The 18,972-nt window shown below is 72.1% G+C and carries 16 protein-coding genes and 2 tRNA genes; 16 read left to right on the top strand and 2 right to left on the bottom strand.

All coding sequences use genetic code 11. The annotated features are described in order from the left end of the window. Nucleotides 1–518 precede the first annotated feature (518 nt). Together RWM17_RS05495 and RWM17_RS05490 are read left to right on the top strand one after the other, a co-directional pair. Complete coding sequence (locus tag RWM17_RS05495; protein ID WP_314102034.1) at nt 519–1,484, top strand: hypothetical protein; 966 nt, start codon at nt 519–521, stop codon at nt 1,482–1,484. After that, nucleotides 1,481–2,218, top strand: a complete 738-nt coding sequence (locus tag RWM17_RS05490; protein ID WP_314102033.1) for a DsbA family oxidoreductase — start codon at nt 1,481–1,483, stop codon at nt 2,216–2,218. Before RWM17_RS05495 ends, RWM17_RS05490 begins: the two co-directional genes overlap by 4 nt. Nucleotides 2,219–2,371: 153 nt before the next feature. Here the strand turns inward: RWM17_RS05490 and RWM17_RS05485 are convergent, their stop codons facing one another. Then, nucleotides 2,372–2,905 (bottom strand): YbaK/EbsC family protein, encoded by a 534-nt coding sequence (locus RWM17_RS05485; RefSeq protein WP_314102032.1) that lies wholly within the window; start codon nt 2,903–2,905, stop codon nt 2,372–2,374. 15 nt (nt 2,906–2,920) lie between these two features. Here RWM17_RS05485 and dusB point away from each other — a divergent pair, with 15 nt between their 5' ends. From dusB to RWM17_RS05435, 10 genes are all read left to right on the top strand, one after another. Beyond that, nucleotides 2,921–4,078 (top strand): tRNA dihydrouridine synthase DusB, encoded by a 1,158-nt coding sequence (gene dusB, locus RWM17_RS05480; protein WP_314102031.1) that lies wholly within the window; start codon nt 2,921–2,923, stop codon nt 4,076–4,078. Nucleotides 4,079–4,194: 116 nt separating this feature from the next. Beyond that, the gene (locus RWM17_RS05475) at nt 4,195–5,466 is read left to right on the top strand and encodes a deoxyguanosinetriphosphate triphosphohydrolase (protein ID WP_314102030.1); all 1,272 of its coding nucleotides are present in this window, start codon (nt 4,195–4,197) and stop codon (nt 5,464–5,466) included. A gap of 55 nt (nt 5,467–5,521) precedes the next feature. Further along, complete coding sequence (gene dnaG, locus RWM17_RS05470; protein WP_314102029.1) at nt 5,522–7,432, top strand: DNA primase; 1,911 nt, start codon at nt 5,522–5,524, stop codon at nt 7,430–7,432. A 274-nt stretch (nt 7,433–7,706) separates the two neighbouring features. Beyond that, nucleotides 7,707–9,332 (top strand): ABC transporter substrate-binding protein, encoded by a 1,626-nt coding sequence (locus RWM17_RS05465; RefSeq protein WP_314102028.1) that lies wholly within the window; start codon nt 7,707–7,709, stop codon nt 9,330–9,332. A 127-nt stretch (nt 9,333–9,459) separates the two neighbouring features. Further along, entirely contained in the window at nt 9,460–10,539 is a 1,080-nt protein-coding gene (locus tag RWM17_RS05460) for an ABC transporter permease (protein ID WP_369878212.1), read from the top strand. A gap of 2 nt (nt 10,540–10,541) precedes the next feature. Then, nucleotides 10,542–11,582, top strand: a complete 1,041-nt coding sequence (locus RWM17_RS05455; RefSeq protein ID WP_314102026.1) for an ABC transporter permease — start codon at nt 10,542–10,544, stop codon at nt 11,580–11,582. After that, a complete protein-coding gene (locus tag RWM17_RS05450) occupies nt 11,579–13,327 on the top strand; it encodes an ABC transporter ATP-binding protein (RefSeq protein WP_314102024.1) in 1,749 nt (582 codons plus the stop codon). Before RWM17_RS05455 ends, RWM17_RS05450 begins: the two co-directional genes overlap by 4 nt. A gap of 5 nt (nt 13,328–13,332) precedes the next feature. Next, the gene (locus RWM17_RS05445) at nt 13,333–14,226 is read left to right on the top strand and encodes an ATP-binding cassette domain-containing protein (RefSeq protein WP_314102023.1); all 894 of its coding nucleotides are present in this window, start codon (nt 13,333–13,335) and stop codon (nt 14,224–14,226) included. After that, a complete protein-coding gene (locus tag RWM17_RS05440) occupies nt 14,223–15,227 on the top strand; it encodes an NAD(P)-dependent oxidoreductase (RefSeq protein WP_314102021.1) in 1,005 nt (334 codons plus the stop codon). Before RWM17_RS05445 ends, RWM17_RS05440 begins: the two co-directional genes overlap by 4 nt. Before the next feature lie 143 nt (nt 15,228–15,370). Beyond that, nucleotides 15,371–15,443, top strand: a tRNA-Asn gene (locus RWM17_RS05435). Nucleotides 15,444–15,529: 86 nt separating this feature from the next. Here RWM17_RS05435 and def read toward each other — a convergent pair. Beyond that, complete coding sequence (gene def / locus RWM17_RS05430) at nt 15,530–16,096, bottom strand: peptide deformylase (RefSeq protein ID WP_314102019.1); 567 nt, start codon at nt 16,094–16,096, stop codon at nt 15,530–15,532. 40 nt (nt 16,097–16,136) lie between these two features. Here def and RWM17_RS05425 point away from each other — a divergent pair, with 40 nt between their 5' ends. From RWM17_RS05425 to RWM17_RS05410, 4 genes are all read left to right on the top strand, one after another. After that, on the top strand, nt 16,137–17,057 hold the full coding sequence (locus tag RWM17_RS05425) for a DMT family transporter (RefSeq protein WP_314102017.1): 921 nt from the start codon (nt 16,137–16,139) through the stop codon (nt 17,055–17,057). Nucleotides 17,058–17,162: 105 nt separating this feature from the next. After that, nucleotides 17,163–18,404 carry a glycosyltransferase gene (locus RWM17_RS05420; protein ID WP_314102015.1) on the top strand — a complete coding sequence of 414 codons (1,242 nt, stop codon included), beginning with the start codon at nt 17,163–17,165 and terminating at the stop codon, nt 18,402–18,404. Nucleotides 18,405–18,438: 34 nt separating this feature from the next. Continuing rightward, a tRNA-Ile gene (locus RWM17_RS05415) sits at nt 18,439–18,512 on the top strand. Between the two features lie 79 nt (nt 18,513–18,591). Further along, on the top strand, nt 18,592–18,921 hold the full coding sequence (locus RWM17_RS05410) for a hypothetical protein (RefSeq protein WP_314102013.1): 330 nt from the start codon (nt 18,592–18,594) through the stop codon (nt 18,919–18,921). Nucleotides 18,922–18,972: the final 51 nt, after the last annotated feature.

Below are 18,972 nucleotides of genomic sequence, written 5' to 3'. Positions count from 1 at the left end.
CGCCGGGCCCGTTCGGCTTGCCTGCCCGTCCGGCGCGCCGGGCCCTTTCGGCCCGCCGGGTCCGTCCGGCCGTCCGGGCCGCCCATCCGGGCCTGGGCCCCGCCGCCGATCGCCGGTCGGCAACTCCTGACCTGTGCTCCGTCACCGTCGCACGCGACGGGGTCGCACGCGACTGCCCGTGCTCGTCGCAGGAGTTGCCGACGCTGGCTGCTCCGCGGCTCGCACGGCTCGCAGTCTGTACGACCGCGGTCCACGGGGAGGGGCTCGGGCTGTCGGTTAGCCGCCCGCGGTCGGCAACTCCTGATCGTGGGCGCCCGAGGGGCTGCGACGCCGCAGGTCTGTGCGCCGGGCGATGCGTTCCTCAGGAGTTGCCGACGTGCCCGCGTGCGGCCCGGGCTCGGGGCGCCTGCCGGCAGCGTCGCGGGTGCGTCCTCCCCGCCGCCGAGCGGTGGTCGTCTCGTCCACGCGCTGGCCCTCGAGCCCCGCGCCGCGAGCATCCGGGCGACCATCCTCGGGGGATGACGACGATCCGAGAGCTGGTGTCCGCGGCCGGCGGGTTGCTGCACAAGCGCGACCTCGTGGGCCACGGGGCCACGGACCGACACCTCACGGCGGCGGTGCGGGCTCGCGAAGTCCGGCGTCCGAGGCGCGGGTGGTACTCGACCTGGCCGTCCACCGACCCGAGGTTCGTCGCCGCCGCGGTCGGGGGCAGGCTGACCGGGGCGGCCGCGCTCGCTCTCCTCGGTGCGTGGACGTGGGATCGCCGTCCCCCCGAGGTCGTGGTCTCCGTGCCCCGCACCGCATCGCGCCTGAGGCGCCGTCGCGGCGTGCGCGTCGTGTGGGACGGAGCAGACGTGATCGATCGGGGCGGCACCGCGACCGTCGACCCGCGCGACGCCCTTGCCCGCGCCGTGGTCGAGGCGTCCTCTTTCGAGGACGCGGTCGTCCTCGCAGACTGGGCCCGCTCCGTCGAGCTGATCACCGAGGCGGACGACCGAGAAGTCCTGGGGCGGCACCGGGCGGACGCGTCGGGGCTGGCCGACTGGAGCGACGTCGGCGCACAGAGCATCCTCGAGAGCGCGGCGGGCACGCGCCTGCGCCGGGCGGGCCGCGTGGTCGAGCGTCAGGTCGTCGTGGGGCCGCGGGGCGAGGCGGTCGACCACGTCGTCGACGGGACCGCATCGCTCGAGACGGACGGTCGCGAGCACCATGCCGACCACTTCGAGCGAGATCGACGGAAGGACCTCGTGACGATCGCGGCCGGATTCGTGCCGTGCCGGGTCAGCTACCGGCAGGTGCGCGAGGAGTGGGCGGCGGTGCAGGAGGCGGTGGACAGGCTGGTGGGGCTCGCCGGCGGCCCGCAGCCCTCCGGGCACCCCGAGGCGCGGCTGCCGCGCGTGCTGGGCGCGAGGGGCCAGCGCCGCTGGAGGCTGGGGCATGACCTGGGAATGCCTCGGACCCGCACCGACTTTGCCCTGTCGTGACCGACACGACCACCGCCTCCTCTTCCCCCGCCAGCTCCCCGATCAAGGTCGACGTCTGGAGCGACATCGCCTGCCCGTGGTGCTACATCGGCAAGCGGAAGTTCGAGGACGCGGCGGCGCGGTTCGACGGTGAGGTCGAGGTCGAGTACCACTCCTTCGAGCTGTCGCCCGACACCCCGGTCGACTTCGAGGGTGACGAGGTCGATTTCCTCGCGAAGCACAAGGGCATGCCGGCCGAGCAGGTGCGCGGCATGCTCGACCAGGTCACCGGCGTCGCCGCCGAGGTCGGGCTCGCCTACGACTTCGGGTCGCTGCACCACACGAACACGGTGAAGGCGCACCAGCTGCTGCACTTCGCCAAGGCGCGCGGGCTGCAGCTCGAGATGACCGAGCGGCTGCTGGCCGCCTACTTCGTCGAGGGCCGTCACGTGGGCCGCGTCGCCGCCCTCGGCGACCTGGCCGCCGAGGTCGGCCTGGACCGCGCCGAGGTCGTCGCGGCCCTCGAGTCCGACCAGCACCTCGCCGACGTACGCGCCGACCAGCAGCAGGCGCAGGCGTTCGGCATCACGGGCGTGCCCTTCTTCGTGCTCGAGGGCAAGTACGGGATCTCGGGCGCCCAGGCGCCCGAAGCCTTCCTCGGCGCCCTGCAGCAGGTGCAGTCCGAGGTCGCCGCGGCGAGCGGCACCGCGTCCTCGCCGGGCGCGGCCGCGACCGGGACGGACACCGTCCGATGAGCCCGTTCGCCATGCTCGGCGACGCGGACGCTCTCGCGTGCGAAGGCGACGCGTGCCTGCTGCCGGCGGCGGTCGCCACCGTCCGTGCCCTGACCCCGGGCGCGTCACCGGCCGAGGTCGGGCCCGAGTCGGACCCGGCCCCGGAGGCGGCGGTCAGTCGCTGATGTCCGCCACGGTCGCGGAGTACGCCTCGATGAGCTCGTCCGCCTCGACGAACGCGCTCAGGCCGTGCCCGCCGGCGCCCATGGCCACTCGACGCCCGGCGATCCGTTCGTCGGCCACGACGGGCCAGGCGGTCGAGCTGCCGACGGGAGTGATGGTGCCGCGCTCGAAGCCAGTCGCGTCGAGGGCGACCTCGGCGGCAGGCATCGAGAGCTTGTTGACCCCGACGACGGTCCGCAGCTTGCGCCACGAGATCTGTCGATCGCCGGGGACGAGCGCGAACAGGAACGACCCGTCGTGCCGCTTTACCACGAGGCTCTTGACGACCGAGGCCGGGTCGACCCCCAGCAAGGCCGCCGCCGCCTCGAGGCTCTCCGCGGCCGGGCGCGCGACGATCTCGACGGCGAGGCCGCGTTCCGCGGCGTCGGCGAGGAGGCGCTGCGTGCCTCGCCCCTGCACGTCGTCTGGCCCCACGACGTCTTCCACAGGCGAACCGTCGGAGGCTGTCGGGGCAGGATCGCTCATGGGAGAATCGTACCGATGACCACCACCACCCTGCCTTCCCCCGGCCTCTCGATCGGACCGATCGACGTGGCCTCGCCCGTCGTGCTCGCCCCGATGGCCGGCATCACCAACACGGCCTACCGTCGCCTGTGCCGCGAGCACGGGGCCGGGCTGTACGTCAGCGAGATGATCACGAGCCGCGCCCTCGTCGAGCGCACCCCCGAGTCGATGCGGCTGATCACGCACCACGAGAGCGAGACGCCCCGCAGCATCCAGCTCTACGGCGTCGAGCCGAACACCGTCGCGGAGGCGGTCACCATGCTGGTCGCCGAGGACCGCGCGGACCACATCGACCTCAACTTCGGCTGCCCCGTGGCGAAGGTGACGCGGCGCGGCGGGGGAGCGGCCCTCCCCTGGAAGATCGGGCTCTTTCGCGAGATCGTCGAGCGAGCCGTGAAGGCCGCCGGCGACGTCCCCCTGACCGTGAAGATGCGCAAGGGCATCGACGACGAGCACCTCACCTACCTCGAGGCGGGCCGGGCGGCCGAGGGTGCGGGGGTCGCGAGCGTCGCGCTGCACGCCCGTACAGCCTCCGAGTACTACTCGGGCCAGGCCGACTGGTCGGCGATCGCGAAGCTGAAGCAGACGGTCACGAGCGTGCCCGTGCTCGGCAACGGCGACATCTGGTCCGCGGCCGACGCTCTCCGCATGGTCGACGAGACGGGCTGCGACGGCGTCGTCGTCGGCCGGGGCTGCCTCGGGCGCCCGTGGCTCTTCGGCGACCTCGCGGCCGCGTTCCGCGGCGAGGCGCAGAAGGCCGAGCCGGCCCTCGGCGAGGTGGCTGCGGCGTTCCGCCGGCACGCCGAGCTCCTGGTCGAGTTCTACGACGGCGACGAGCCGCACGCCTGCCGCGACATCCGCAAGCACGTCGCGTGGTACTTCAAGGGCTACCCGGTGGGCGGCGACACGCGTGCCGCCCTGGCGGCTGTCGAGTCCCTGCAGCAGATGGACGACCTGCTGGCGACGCTCGACGCCGCTCAGCCGTACCCCGGCGACGCGGCCGAGGGCCCGCGAGGCCGCGCCGGCAGCCCGAAGCGGCCATCGCTGCCCGACCGCTGGCTCGAGAGCCGTGAGCTCGACGAGGCGTTCCGCGGCGAGCTCGTGGCCGCCGAGCTGCACCACAGCGGGGGCTGAGGCGTGGCCTCCTCGACGTCCGCCAGTCCCACCTCCTCGATCTCATCCGCCACAGCATCAGCGATCGCGGCCGAACTCGCCACAGCACCCGCACCCGTCAGCCTGAGAGGCCCCCGGTGACCACTGCCTCCCTGCACGGCGTCGGCGTCGACTACGCCCCCGCCGACTCCGAGCGCTGGCTGCCCGAGCAGCACTCGAACCGCCGGAGCGACTTCGCCCGCGACCGGGCACGCCTGCTGCACTCGAGCGCGCTCCGGCGCCTCGCCGCCAAGACGCAGGTGCTGAGCCCGACCGCGGGGCTCGACTTCGCCCGCAACCGCCTGACGCACTCGCTCGAGGTGGCGCAGGTCGGCCGCGAGCTCGCGACGAGCCTGGGCCTCGACCCCGACGTCGTCGACACCGCGTGCCTGGCCCACGACCTGGGCCACCCGCCCTTCGGGCACAACGGCGAGCGGGCGCTGAACGAGTGGTCCTCGTCCATCGGCGGCTTCGAGGGCAACGCCCAGACCCTGCGGCTGCTCACCCGCATCGAGCCGAAGGTCATCGACGCGACGGGTCGCAGCTTCGGCCTCAACCTGACCCGTGCCAGCCTCGACGCGAGCTGCAAGTACCCGTGGCCGGCGGCGCAGGGCGTCCCCGACCCCGGCGGGCGCATGAAGTTCGGCTTCTACGACGACGACACGGCCGCCTTCGCGTGGCTGCGGGCGGGCGCGCCGCGCCGTCGCCGCTGCATCGAGGCGCAGGTGATGGACCTCTCCGACGACATCGCCTACTCCGTGCACGACTTCGAGGACGCCGTGGTCAACGGCTACGTCGACGTGTCGAGCCTGGGGTCGCCCGACGGCCACGAGGCCCTCGTCACGGCCATGCACGCGTGGGTCGGCGGCGAGCTCAGCCGGGACGAGCTCGAGGAGGCCTTCGACCGCCTCCGCCGCCAGCCCTTCTGGCTCCGTTCCTACGACGGCGGCCGTCTCGACCAGGCCCGCCTGAAGAACCTGACCAGTCAGCTGATCGGCCGTTTCGCCGGCTCGGCGACGCAGTCCACGCGCGAGTCGTACGCCGAGCAGTCGCTCATCCGGTTCAGCGCGAGCATGGTCATCTCGCCCGACGTCATCGGCGAGATCGCGGTGCTCAAGGGCATCACGGCGGCCTTCGTGATGACGCAGGGCCACCGCCAGCCGATCTACGAGCGTCAGCGCGAGGTCCTGACGACCCTGTCCGACGCCCTCTGGGCGACGGGCGACTCCGAGCTCGACCCCGGCTTCCGTGCCGACTGGGCCGTCGCCGACGACGATGCCGGCAGGAGGCGCGTGGTCGTCGACCAGGTCGCCTCCCTGACCGACCAGAGCGCCGTCAGCTGGCACGACCGTCTCGTCGGCGCACGATGACCGGTCCTGTCAGCCGCCCCGTGACCCGGCCCGAGCTCCGAGGAGGGACCGCCCCGTGCCCGGCCTGATCAGACGCGACGACATCGACGAGGTGCGCTCGCGCACGAACATCGCCGACGTCGTCGGCGACCACGTCACGCTCAAGGGCGCCGGCGTCGGCTCGCTGAAGGGCCTCTGCCCGTTCCACGACGAGCGCAGCCCGAGCTTCCACGTGCGCCCCCAGGTCGGCCGGTACCACTGCTTCGGCTGCGGTGAGGACGGCGACGTCTACAGCTTCGTCATGAAGACCGACCACACGACGTTCCAGGAGGCGGTCGAGCGGCTGGCGAGCCGCATCGGCTTCACCCTGCGCTACGAGGACGGCGGCAAGGCGAGCGACCACGGCGGCCGCGCGCGCCTCATCGCCGCGAACGAGGCCGCGCGGGAGTTCTTCGCCCAGCACCTCACCGCCGCGGACGCGGACCCGGCCCGTCGGTTCCTCGGCGAGCGCGGTTTCGACCCTGCGGCGGCCGAGCGCTTCGGCGTGGGGTTCGCCCCCAAGTCGTTCGACGCCCTGCGCTCGCACCTCAAGGGCGCGGGCTTCGCCGACGAGGAGCTCGTGACGGCCGGGTTGCTGAGCCAGGGCGACCGCAGCCCCTACGACCGTTTCCGGGGCCGTCTCGTGTGGCCGATCCGCGACGTCACCGGGTCGACCATCGGCTTCGGGGCCAGGCGGCTCCTCGACGACGACAAGGGCCCGAAGTACCTGAACACGCCCGAGACGCCGATCTACCACAAGTCGCAGGTGCTCTACGGGCTCGACCTCGCCCGCCGTGACATCGCGAAGGGCAAGCAGGTCGTCATCGTCGAGGGCTACACCGACGTGATGGCGTGCCACCTCGCGGGAGTGACGACCGCCGTCGCGACCTGCGGCACCTCCTTCGGCGTGGATCACATCAAGCTCCTGCGGCCGATGCTGGGCGAGAGCGCGGGGCACGACCTCTCGGCGCTCGGCCAGGTCGTCTTCACGTTCGATCCCGACGAGGCCGGCCAGAAGGCCGCGTCCCGGGCCTTCGCCGAGGAGCAGCGGTTCCAGACGCAGACGTTCGTCGCCCTCCCGCCCGAGGGCCTGGACCCCTGCGACCTGCGGCTCGCGAGGGGGGACGACGCCGTCCGGCGCATGATCGACACCCGTCGACCGATGTTCGAGTTCATGATCCAGCGCAGCGTCGTGGGGTTCGACCTCGAGACGGTCGAGGGCCGTGCGAGCGCGGTGCGGGCAGCTGCCCCGGCCGTCGCGTCCATCCGCGACAACTCGATCCGTCTCGGCTACGCGCGGTTCCTCGCGAAGGCGGTCGGAGAGGACACGGAGAGCGTCGTCGAGGTCGTGACGTCCGTGATGCGCCAGGCGCAGGCCGTCGCGGCGGCACCTCGTGCCCTGCCGGCCAACGCCTCCGAGGGGCGCCAGTCCATCACGAGCCTTCCGCCCCTGCCCGACGAGCCGGCTGGCCCCAGCCTCATGACGCTGCCCGGCGACCTGACGACCCGCACCGAGCGCGACGCGGTCATGGCGATGCTGCAGCACCCCGACGCCGTGGGCTTCGAGCTGATGAGGCGCGCGGTCCAGGCGCGTCTCGAGACCACTTCGCTGGCGGTGGTGCGCGACGCCATCGGCGCGAGCCTCGACAAGTTCGGCGAGGCCTCCTGGCTCGACGTCGTGCTGGACCAGACGCCCGCGCCGTTCGACGCCCTGGCGAAGGAGCTGGCGGTCGCGCCGATCCCGGAGCGCCAGGACAGGGAGATCACGACCTACTGCCGTGGCATCGTCGTGTCGATCGTCGAGCGGGACCTGATCAGGGAGAAGTCGGAGCTGATGGGCCGGTCGTTCCGCACGGACGTCAAGACCGACCCCGACAAGTGGCGTGAGATCCAGGTGCAGCTCGCCGCCCTCGAGGTCGAGCGGAGAGCGCTGACCGCCGAGCTGTGAGGGCCGAGGGCCGTGTGACGGCCGGCCGTGTGAGCGGCGTCGACACGTCATCGACTCGTCGTCGGGATGCCGTCGACTCGTCGTCGAGATGCCGCCGAGACGTCACCGAGACGCCATCGGACCACGTGGCAAACTTCGTTGCGAGTTTGTAAACGATCGCCTATCGGTTGCAGCCGAGAGCTGACTGTGTGTTACCAATAGCTACCCCCCGTGCACTGTCGCACCCACAGCTGCGGCCTCGGGGTCCCTGCACACAGAGAAAGAGGCAACCGGAATGACATCCGACTCCAGGCTCAACCGCCGCGTCCTCGCCGTCATGGGAGGAGCAGCCGCCACGGCTCTCGTCCTGGCCGGCTGCGCCTCCGGCGGCGACGCGGCAGACGACGCGCTCAACGGCATCAGCGTCGGCACCACCGACGTCATCACCTCGCTCGACCCGGCCGGGTCGTACGACAACGGCTCGTTCGCGGTGCAGAACCAGGTCTTCGGGTTCCTCATGAACTCGCCCTACGGCAGCCCGGACGTCGAGCCCGACCTCGCCGAGTCGGCCGAGTTCACCGACCCGACCACGTACACGGTCACCCTCAAGGACGGCCTGACGTTCGCCAACGGCAACGCGCTGACCTCGAGCGACGTCAAGTTCACCTTCGACCGTCAGCTGGCGATCGCGGACGACAACGGCCCCTCGTCGCTGCTCGGCAACCTCGCCAGCACCGAGGCTCCCGACGACAAGACCGTCGTCTTCACGCTGAAGGGCGCCGACCAGACCTGGCCCCAGATCCTGTCGAGCCCCGCCGGCCCCATCGTCGACGAGGACGTCTTCTCGGCGACCAGCCTGACCGCGCCGGACGACATCGTCGAGGGCAACGCCTTCTCCGGGCAGTACGCGATCACCGACTACTCCGAGAACGAGTCGATCCAGTACGCGGCCAACGAGTCCTACGACGGCGTGCTCGGCGCGGCGAAGACCGACTCGATCACGGCCACCTACTACACGGAGGAGACCGACCTCAAGCTCGCCGTGCAGGAGGGCGACGTCGACGTCGCCAACCGCAGCCTGAGCCCGACGGACCTCGCCGACCTGGCGAAGGACGACTCGCTGACCGTGCACAACGGCCCCGGCGGCGAGATCCGCTACATGGTCTTCAACTTCGACACGATGCCCTACGGCGCGACCCAGCCCGACGCCGACGCGGCGAAGTCCCTGGCCGTGCGCCAGGCCGTCGCGAGCGTCGTCGACCGCGAGGCCCTCGCCAAGGAGGTCTACAACGACACGTACACGCCGCTCTACTCGGTCGTGCCCGACGGCCTGACCGGTGCCACCAAGCCGCTCGAGTCGCTCTACGGCGACGGCCAGGGCGGCCCCGACGCCGACGCCGCGACCGCGGCGCTGTCGGCGGCCGGCGTGGACGTGCCCGTCCAGCTCGACCTGCAGTACAGCCCCGACCACTACGGCGCGTCGAGCGACGAGGAGTACGCCCTCATCAAGACGCAGCTCGAGGCGTCCGGCCTGTTCACCGTGAACCTGCAGTCGACCCTGTGGGACACCTACTCCACCGAGCGTCGCCAGGATGCCTACCCCGTCTACCAGCTCGGCTGGTTCCCCGACTTCTCGGACGCCGACAACTACCTGTCGCCGTTCTTCGTGAAGGACAACTTCGTCGGCAACCACTACGACTCGGCGGCCGTCCAGGCCCTCCTGTCGCAGGAGATCGCCGAGGAGGACGAGACGGCCCGTACGGCACTCATCGGCGACATCCAGGACGCCGTCGCGGCCGACCTGCCGACGCTGCCGCTCCTCCAGGGCACGCAGGTCGTCGTCTCAGCCAGCGACGTCCAGGGCGTCGACGACACGCTCGACCCGTCGTTCAAGTTCCGCTACGGAGCTCTCAGCCGCTAGTCGGCAGGACGACCGCCTCACGGCACGACGACGAGGGGTGCTCCGCCCACGGGCGGGGCACCCCTCGCGTCCGCCCCCGTTCCACCCAGAAAGGCACATCGACGTGACAGTGCTCACCGGCGACCAGATCGCCCCCGAGCGGCCCGCCCCCGCGGCCCCCCGACGACGCCGCGCAGGCGGCGGAGGCGGTGGTCTCGGACGCTACCTGGTGGTCAGGGCCGTCCTGATCATCCCCACCGTCTTCATCCTCGTCACGCTGGTGTTCTTCCTGATGCGCGTGGTCGGCAACCCGATCACCGCCTCGGTGGGCGACCGCCTGACGGAGGCGCAGCTCGCCGAGCGCCTCGCCGCGGCGGGCTACGACCGGCCGATCATCGTCCAGTACGTCGAGTACCTCGGGCAGATCGTGCGCCTCGACTTCGGCACGACCGCCACGGACAACCGCCAGATCAGCGACATCATCGTCACGTACGGCGCCGCGACCCTCGAGCTCGTGATCTACGCGCTCATCGTCGCGCTCGTGATCGGCATCCCGCTCGGCATGCTCGCCGCCTACCTCCGCGACCGCTGGCCCGACGCCGTGCTGCGCATCCTCGCGATCTTCGCCTACGCGACGCCCGTCTTCTTCGCGGGCCTGCTGCTGAAGCTCACCTTCTCCGTCTGGCTCGGCTGGCTGCCGCTGAGCGGGCGCGCCGACACCCGGATCGCGATCGCGCTCGGGCGCATCGAGAACCCGACGGGGATCTACATCCTGGACGCGCTGCGGCTCGGCAACTCGACGATCACGCTGAACGTCCTCAGCCACGCGGTGCTGCCCGCCCTCACGCTGGGCCTGCTCACGGCGGGCATCTTCCTCCGCCTGGTGCGGACGAACGTCATCGGCACGCTCGGCTCCGAGTACGTCGACGCCGCCCGTTCGCGTGGCGTCTCCGAGCTGCGTCTCGTGCGCAAGCACGCGCTCAAGCCGGCGCTGATCCCCATCATCACCGTGATGGGCCTGCAGATCGCCATGCTGCTCGGCGGCTCGGTGCTCACCGAGACGACCTTCGGCTGGCGCGGCCTCGGCTTCCAGCTGCAGCAGTACCTCTCGGCGCGCGACTTCGTCGCCGTGCAGGGCATCGTGGCCGTGCTCGCCGTCATCGTCGCCGTCACGAACTTCCTGGTCGACGTCATCGCGGCCCTCATCGACCCGAGAGTGAGGTACTGACCGTGTCGACCACCACCTCCGGCGTCCTGTCCGACCGGCACGAGCCCCTCTGGAAGCGCCTGCCGATCGTCGCCCACGTGCGCCGCTCGGTCGGCCTGCAGCGCGGCATGCTCGTCGCCGGGATCGTCATCTGCGTCGCGTTCGTCGTGCTCGCCGTCTTCGCCCCGCTCATCGCGCCCTACGGCTACGGCCAGCTCAGCGACGACGACGGCACGTTCGCGCGCCAGGCCGCCCCCTCGGCCCAGCACCTCTGGGGCACCACGGTCGGCGGCTACGACGTCTTCAGCCGCGTCGTCTGGGGCACCCGCACGGCGATCTCCGTCGTGGTCGTGGCGGTCGTGCTCTCGATCGTCCTCGGCGTCGTCCTCGGCCTCGTCTCCGGCTACCTCGGCGGCTGGGTCGACCGCGTGCTCGTCGTCGTGGCCGACGCCGTCTACGCGTTCCCCTCGCTGCTGCTCGCGATCGTCGTCTCGATCGTCATCAGCGGCGGCCAGTCGAGCCTCTGGGGCGGCATCCTCTCGGCGGGCATCTCGATCACCGTCGTGTTCGTGCCCCAGTACTTCCGGGTCGTCCGAGCCGAGGCCGTCCGGCTCAAGTCGGAGGCGTTCGTCGAGTCCGCCAAGGTCGTCGGCAGCAGCACGCCGCGCATCATGTTCAAGCACGTGCTCCGCAACGCGACCCGCAGCCTGCCGCTCATCCTCACGCTGAACGCGTCGGAGGCGATCCTCACCCTGGCCGCGCTCGGCTTCCTGGGCTTCGGCATCGGCCCGACGTCCGCCGCCGAGTGGGGCTACGACCTGAACCGCGCGCTCAGCGACACGGCGAGCGGCATCTGGTGGACGGGCGTGTTCCCCGGAGCGGCCATCGTCCTGATGGTGCTCGGCATCACCCTCGTGGGCGAGAGCCTCAACGACCTGGCCGACCCGCGCCTCCGGACGCGTCGCCGGGCCGGCCGCAGCAAGAAGGCAGGGCGCAGCGGCGCCGGCAGCACCACGACCACGACGGCCGCAGCGCCGGTCGAGCCGCAGGAGGCGACAGCATGACCACCGGACCGCTCGACCCGGGCGCACAGGCCGCCCAGCCCGTCCGCCACGCCGCCCACGACGTCGCCCGCGACGAGCGCGACGTGGCCGTCGGCATCACCGACCTCCGCGTGACGTTCGCGACCGACGGCGGCGACGTCGCGGCGGTCCGCGGCGTCACCCTCGACGTGCGAGCGGGCGAGGTGCTCGCCATCGTCGGCGAGTCCGGCAGCGGCAAGTCCGTGACGGCCAAGACGATCCTGCGCCTCCTGCCCGAGACGGCGGTCGCCTCCGGAGCCGTCGTGCTCTCGGGGAAGAACGTGCTCGAGATCGGCCGCGGCGCCGTGCGCGAGATGCGCGGGACCGAGGTCGCGATGGTCTTCCAGGAGCCGTCGACCGCGCTCAACCCCGTCTACACGGTGGGCTGGCAGATCGCTGAGGGCATCCGTGCCCACGGCAAGGTCGGCCGCAAGGAGGCGCGGGCGAGGGCCGTCGACATCCTGCGGAAGGTGGGCATCCCCGACCCCGAGACCCGCGTCGACTACTACCCGCACCAGTTCTCGGGCGGCCAGAAGCAGCGCGTCGTCATCGCCATGGCGCTCGTGCTGAACCCGTCGGTCATCGTCGCCGACGAGCCGACGACCGCGCTCGACGTGACCGTGCAGGCCGAGATCCTCGACCTGCTGCGCCGCTGCCGCGACGAGTTCGGCACCGCCATCGTGCTGATCACCCACAACATGGGCGTCGTGGCCGACCTGGCCGACCGGGTGGCCGTGATGTACCAGGGCGAGGTCGTCGAGCAGGCGACGTCGGAGGCGCTGTTCGCGTCCCCGCAGGACGACTACACCAAGCGCCTCCTCGGCAGCGTCCCCGTCCTCGAGCCGCGCGGCGCCCAGGTGCAGGCCGGTGAGGCCGACCGCGACGTCGTCGTGCGCGCCTCGGGCCTCGAGATCGAGTACCCGGGCCGCCTCGGCCGCGGCGGGTTCCGGGCCGTCAAGGGCGTCGACTTCTCGATCGCGAAGGGCGAGGTGCTCGGCCTCGTCGGCGAGAGCGGCTCGGGCAAGACCACCATCGGCCGTGCCATCGCCGGTCTGACCAAGGTGACCGGCGGCTCCCTCGAGGTGCTCGGCGTCGAGATGAACGGCGTGCACGAGCGCGAGTTCAAGCCGCTGAGGGCCGACATCGGGTTCGTCTTCCAGGACCCGGCGTCGAGCTTCAACCCGCTGCTGACCATCGCCGAGTGCGTTGCCGAGCCCCTCATCGTGCACGGCCGCGCCGGCGACGCGCGCGCCGCGCGTCCGCGCGTCGACGAGCTGATGGAGGCGGTGCAGCTGCCCAAGGCGTTCGGGGACCGCTACCCGCACGAGCTCAGCGGCGGGCAGCGGCAGCGGGCCAGCCTCGCCCGGTCCCTGGCCCTCGAGCCGAGCCTCCTCATCGCCGACGAGCCCACGAGCGCCCTCGACGTCTCGGTGCAGGCACGCGTGCTCGAGCTCTTCCGCGAGCTGCAGGCCGACCTGGGCTTCGCGGCGCTCTTCATCAGCCACGACCTCGCCGTCGTGAACATGCTCGCCGACCGCATCGGCGTCCTGTACCACGGCGACCTCGTCGAGAGCGGGCCGAACGACCAGGTGCTCGGGGCTCCCGAGCACCCGTACACCCAGCGGCTGCTCGCCTCCCTGCCGGTGCCCGACCCGGCCGAGCAGGCGGCACGTCGTCGCCGTCTCGCCGAGCTCGACGCCCGCGCGGCGGCGGGCGAGGTAGCGTGACGCGGGTGAGCCCCGAACTCGACCTGGACCGCCCCGTCACGACGGACGACCTCTCGCTGACCTACCCGGCGCGTGCGGGCCACCCGGCGCTGCGGGCGGTGGACGGGGTCACCCTCGACATCCGGGTCGGCGAGATCGTCGCCGTGCTGGGGGAGAGCGGCTCCGGCAAGTCGACCTTGGCGCTGGCCGTCGCCGGCCTCGTCGGCAAGGGCCGTCCGCCGGAGGGCCGGCCGCAGATCAGCGGGGGAGCGGCGAGCGTCTTCGGCCTCGAGCTGACTCGGGCGAGCGCTCGACGTCGCGGCCGGCTGTCGTCGGTCGTCGGCTACCTCGCCCAGGACGACGGCGAGGCCCTGAGCCCCGACCTGACGGTCGGCGAGGCCATCGCCGAGCCGATCTACCTCCGCGACCGGCACTTCGACCGTCGCGAGGCGGGGCGCCTCGTGACGGCGCTGGTCGACGCGGTGCACCTTCCGCTAGGGACGATGCTCAAGCAGACCTGGGAGCTCAGCTCGGGACAGCGGCAGCGCGTGGCCCTGGCGCGGTCCCTCGTGCTCGAGCCGCGCCTCCTCGTGGCCGACGAGCCGGCGCGCGGCGTCGACGTGCTCGTGCGGCAGGCCGTGCTCGACGTCATCAAGAACCTGCACGCCGAGCGGCAGTTCTCGGCGATGGTCGTCACGTCGAGCGTGTCCGAGGCACGGGCGATCACCGACCGCGTGGCCGTCATGCGCGGCGGTCGCCTCGTCGGCCTCGGGCAGATCGACACCGTCCTCCGCGACGGGGTCGACCCCTACGTCAAGGTCCTGTCGACCACGACGCCGATCGACGTCATCAGGCCCGAAGAACGAGAGCGCGGCGAACGAGAGCGCGGCGACGGCCGTCGCGACGAGCGACGGCCGTGACCGCAGGAGGCGCGCGCGGCCACCGCGCAGCGGCCATCGAGGCCGCCGACCTGCCTCCGGAGCGCCGTCCTCGCCCTGGAGCCGTGAGCATCGGCCCGCGCGGCTCGGCGGTCTTCGAGGACGCCGTGCACGAGGCGGGCGGAGAGCTCGTCCCGCTCGGCCCCGACACTCGGGGCCTCATCTGGCTCTCGTACCGCGACGTGGCAGGCCTCGAGTCCGCCCTCGCGGCGCACCCCGGCATCGATTGGGTGCAGCTGCCCTGGGCCGGGGTGGACGCGTTCTCCGGGGTGCTCGAGGCGCATCGCGACCGGCCCCTCCCGCTCTGGACGAGCGCGAAGGGCGCGTACGCCGAGCCGGTGGCCGAGCACGCTCTCGTGCTGCTCCTCTCGCTGTTGCGCGTCGTGCCCTCGCGGGTGCTGGCGTCCTCCTGGCAGACCGAGCAGCGGGGCATCTCGCTCTACGGCCGGCACGTCGTGATCGTCGGGGCCGGGGGCATCGCGCGCGAGCTGGTGCGCCTGCTGGCGCCCTTCGACGTGCGGGTGACGATCGTGCGCCGCACGGCGGACCCGGTCGAGGGCGTCGAGCGGACCGTGGGGGTCGACCTGCTCGACGAGGTGCTGCCCACCGCCGACGTCGTCGTGGTCGCGGCAGCCGCGACCCCCGGCACGGCCCGGCTCTTCGACGCTCGCCGGCTGGCCCTCCTCCCGTCCCGTGCCGTGTTCGTCAACGTCGCCCGGGGGAGCCTCGTCGACACCGACGCCCTCGTCGCCGCAGTGGGCGCCGACCGGCTCTGGGGCGTCGGGCTGGACGTCACCGACCCGGAGCCGCTGCCGGACGGCCACCCGCTCTGGGGCGACCCCCGCGTGATCGTGACGCCGCACCAGGCGGACACGCCGGAGATGACCGCGCCCCTGCTCGCCGGCCGCATCCGCCACAACGTGCGGGCCCTCGCAGGAGACGGGCACTTCGTCGGCGTCGTCGACCCGGTCGCCGGCTACTGAGCGGGCAGGCCGCCCTGGCCCCTCGGCCTCACCGTCGAGGAGGCGCGCGACGCGCCCGGCGGTCGCCTGGTGTTCAGAGACGGCTGCGACATGCGGTAGTGTTGTGTCCGCTGTCAGGGACTCCGGTCCACGTCAGCTGCCATTCCTCGATAGCTCAATTGGCAGAGCAGCCGGCTGTTAACCGGCAGGTTGTTGGTTCGAGTCCAACTCGGGGAGCGAAGGCCCAGCGGCTCCACCCGCTGGGCCTTTTCTCTTGTGTGGTGCTCGGTCTGCGTGGGTGCTCGGTCGGTGTGGGTGCTCAGTCAGTCGTCGAGGTGGTCGACGCCCGGCAGCCAGGTCTGGCCCGGCACGCCCCAGCCCGACTTCTTCACGCTCTTGGCCGCGGCCTTGTGCAGGGGGTGGTCCAGGCGGTCGGCGTAGAGGACGCCGTCGAGGTGGTCGTACTCGTGCTGGAAGATGCGGGCCAGCCAGCCGTGCGCCTCGATCTCGTACTCGTCGCCCTCGAGGTCCGTCGCGCGGAGCAGCACGCTCTCGGCCCGGCGCAGCGGGAACCGCTCGCCCGGGATCGAGAGGCACCCCTCCGATTCCTCGTCGTCGTCGAGGGGCTCGATGCCGAGCGGGCTCTGCCAGACCGTCGGGTTGATCGCGACGCCGCGCCAGGGCTCGCCGTCGTCGTCCACCCACGAGTACACGAAGAGACGGAGTCCTACCCCGACCTGCGGGCCGGCGAGGCCCACTCCGGGTGCGGCGTCCATCGTCTCGAACATGTCGGCGACGAGCGTGCGCAGGTCGTCGTCGACGACCTCCACCTCGGCGGCTCGGGCGTGGAGGACGGGTTCCCCCGTGATGGTGATGGGTCGTACGGCCATTCGCCCAGACTATCCAGCGCGCTGCCGCTACCGTGTCACCGTGAGCGCTGACCTCGGGGACCTGACCGCCCAGGTGTCGTTGACCCCCTACCAGGCGCTCGGGATCCCCATCGCCCTCGTCGGCGCGGTGTTCCTCTCGATCGGTGCGCAGCTGCAGAGCCGCGGTGTCGAGAAGGTCGAGCGTCGTCTCGGGGCGGCTCAGAGCGGCATGAGCGTGCGCCAGGTGGTCGCGCTCGTCGGCAGGCCGTCCTGGGTGGCCGGCACGCTCCTCCTGGGCCTGGCCGTCGTCTTCCAGCTCACCAGCCTCAACATCGCGCCCCTCCTCGTCGTGCAGCCCCTCGGTGCCGTGGCGCTCGTCGTCACCGCCGTCATCAACGCCCGCGTGACCAAGCAGCGACTGAGCGCGAAGGTCAAACGTTCGATCGCGCTCTGCGTGGGCGGCATCGGGCTCTTCGCGACCGTCGCCGCGTTCGCCGCGACCGAGTCGCCGATCACGACCCGTCAGCTCGTGACGGTGCTCGTGCTGCTGCTCGTCGTGGGGGCCGTGCTGGCTGCGGCCTTCGTCGTGCTGCGCCACCGCCGCAACGTGCTCTTCTACGTCATCGGCGCGGGCGTCCTCTACGGCTTCGTCGCGACCCTCGCCAAGGTCGTGCTGAACCGGATCACGTCGGGCACCTTCGACTGGCTCGAGGTCGTCTGCATCGTCATGCTCGTCGCGGCCGCGGTGCTCGGCGGCTACTTCGTGCAGAACGCCTACTCGTCGGGGTCGCCCGACCTCGTCATCGCGGGCCTCACCGTCGTCGACCCGATCATCGCCGTGACCATCGGCATCGTCGTGCTCGGCGAGGCCGCGACGGCGCCGCCGATCGCCGCCGTGCTCTTCCTCGTCGCGGGGGCCGTCGCCGTCGCCGGCGTCTTCCAGCTCGCCAAGCACCAGCCGCAGAAGAAGAGGGTCAGCTGAGCTACCGTGGTCGACGCGGGTCGCCGGGCGTCCGGTTCTCCGGTCCGCTGACCCGCCCCCTCCTGCACCCGGGCCCGACCACCCCTCACGACAAGGACTGACCACGTGACCGACGCCCACGGACCGACCGATCCGAGCGACACCGCAGCCTGGGCCGACGCGCCGAGGCTGAGCGTGCTGATCGCCGCCGACACGTTCCCGCCCGACGTCAACGGCGCCGCGAACTTCGCCGAGCGGCTGGCCGTCGGCATGGCGGCCCGCGGCCACGACGTGCACGTCCTGGCGCCCGCAGCCAGCCGGAAGCACGGCACGTTCCTCGAGCAGCACGCCGGCGTGACCCTGACGGTGCACCGGCTCTACTCGACGAGGTGGCCCCTCCACGACTGGCTGCGCTTCGCGACGCCGTGGCGGGCCGAGGCGAACGCCGAGCGGGTGATCCGCCAGATCCAGCCCGACGTCGTCCACATCCAGTCCCACATCGTGATCGGCCGTGCCGTGGTCCGGGTCGCGAACCGTCTCGGCATCCGGGCCGTGGCGACCAACCACTTCATGCCCGAGAACCTGCTCGAGCACACGGGGCTGCCGCACGCGCTGCGGGCGACCGCCGTCAAGATGGCCTGGGCCGACGCGAGCCGCACCTACCACCGCGTCGAGTCGATGACGACGCCGACCGACAAGGCGGCCCGGTTCCTCGAGAAGGCCATCGACGTCGAGGGCGTGCTCGCGGTCTCGTGCGGCATCGAGGCGTCGAACTACGCCGCCCGCGACGACCGGCCGGAGGGCAACCGCATCGTGTTCGTCGGACGGGTCACGGCCGAGAAGCAGATCGACGTGCTGCTGCGTGCCATGACGCTGATCGACCCGGCGCTCGAGAGCACGCTCACGATCGTGGGCGGAGGCGACCTGATGCGGCACCTGCAGCAGCTGAGCGTCGACCTCGGCCTCGCCGGGCGCGTCACCTTCGCCGGCTACCTCTCCGACGCCGAGCTGCGCCGCACCCTCACCGACGCGACCGTCTTCGCGATGCCGTCGATCGCCGAGCTGCAGAGCATCGCGAGCCTCGAGGCGATGGCCTCCGGCCTCCCGATCGTGGTCGCGGACGCGATGGCCCTTCCGCACCTCGTCGACGACGGCAGCAACGGCTGGTTGTTCCGCCCCGGCGACAGCGCCGACCTGGCCGACAAGCTGACACGGGTGCTCACGGCGTCCGACGACGAGTACCGGTCGATGCGGCGAGCCAGCCTCCGGATGATCGAGGGGCACGACATCGAGCGCACGCTCAACGTCTTCGAGGGCCTGTATCGTGGGCAGCCGGTGGCTCCCACCACCGACGTCGTCTCGTCCTGACATCGCCCGCGGGTGCCGGTCGGGCCGGCGACACGGGGCGGTAGCTCAGCCGGTTAGAGCAGTCGACTCATAATCGATCGGTCACGGGTTCAAGTCCCGTCCGCCCTACTTCCGAGCTGATGCCGGAGCCACGCCTGCCGGTCACGCCTCCCAGCCGTCCCGCTCGACCTTCTGGCAGCATGGCGGGATGTTCTTCAGCAGGAGCGTCGGCCCCGACGACGGTGACGACTCCCTCGCGTCCGTCGGCACCGAGCCGCGAATGGGCGTCGGGGCGCAGGTCTACGTGCTCGACTCCGACGAGGAGCCGACGTCGCCGTGGCCCTGGGGGCCGACAGGAGTCGTCATGCGGGCCGGCGGCTCGGCGTGGCAGGGCGTGTCGGCCATCGGTGGCTCGGCCCGGACGTGGTGGGTCGAGTTCGACTCGCCCCAGCTCGACCGCGACGGCGACGGGCCGGTGCAGAGTGCCCAGGTGGCCGAGCGCTTCCTCCGCCTCGCGCCTCCCATAGCGCCCCGCTGACCCCGCCCGCCCGCCCGCCGGTCCGCGCCCGCCGGTCCGCCCGGCCCCCGC

The organism is uncultured Frigoribacterium sp. (assembly GCF_963515265.1).
In the GTDB taxonomy this organism is placed as follows: domain Bacteria; phylum Actinomycetota; class Actinomycetes; order Actinomycetales; family Microbacteriaceae; genus Frigoribacterium.
The sequence above is the reverse complement of the archived record's forward strand: the minus strand, read 5'-3'. Positions and strand labels throughout refer to the sequence as shown.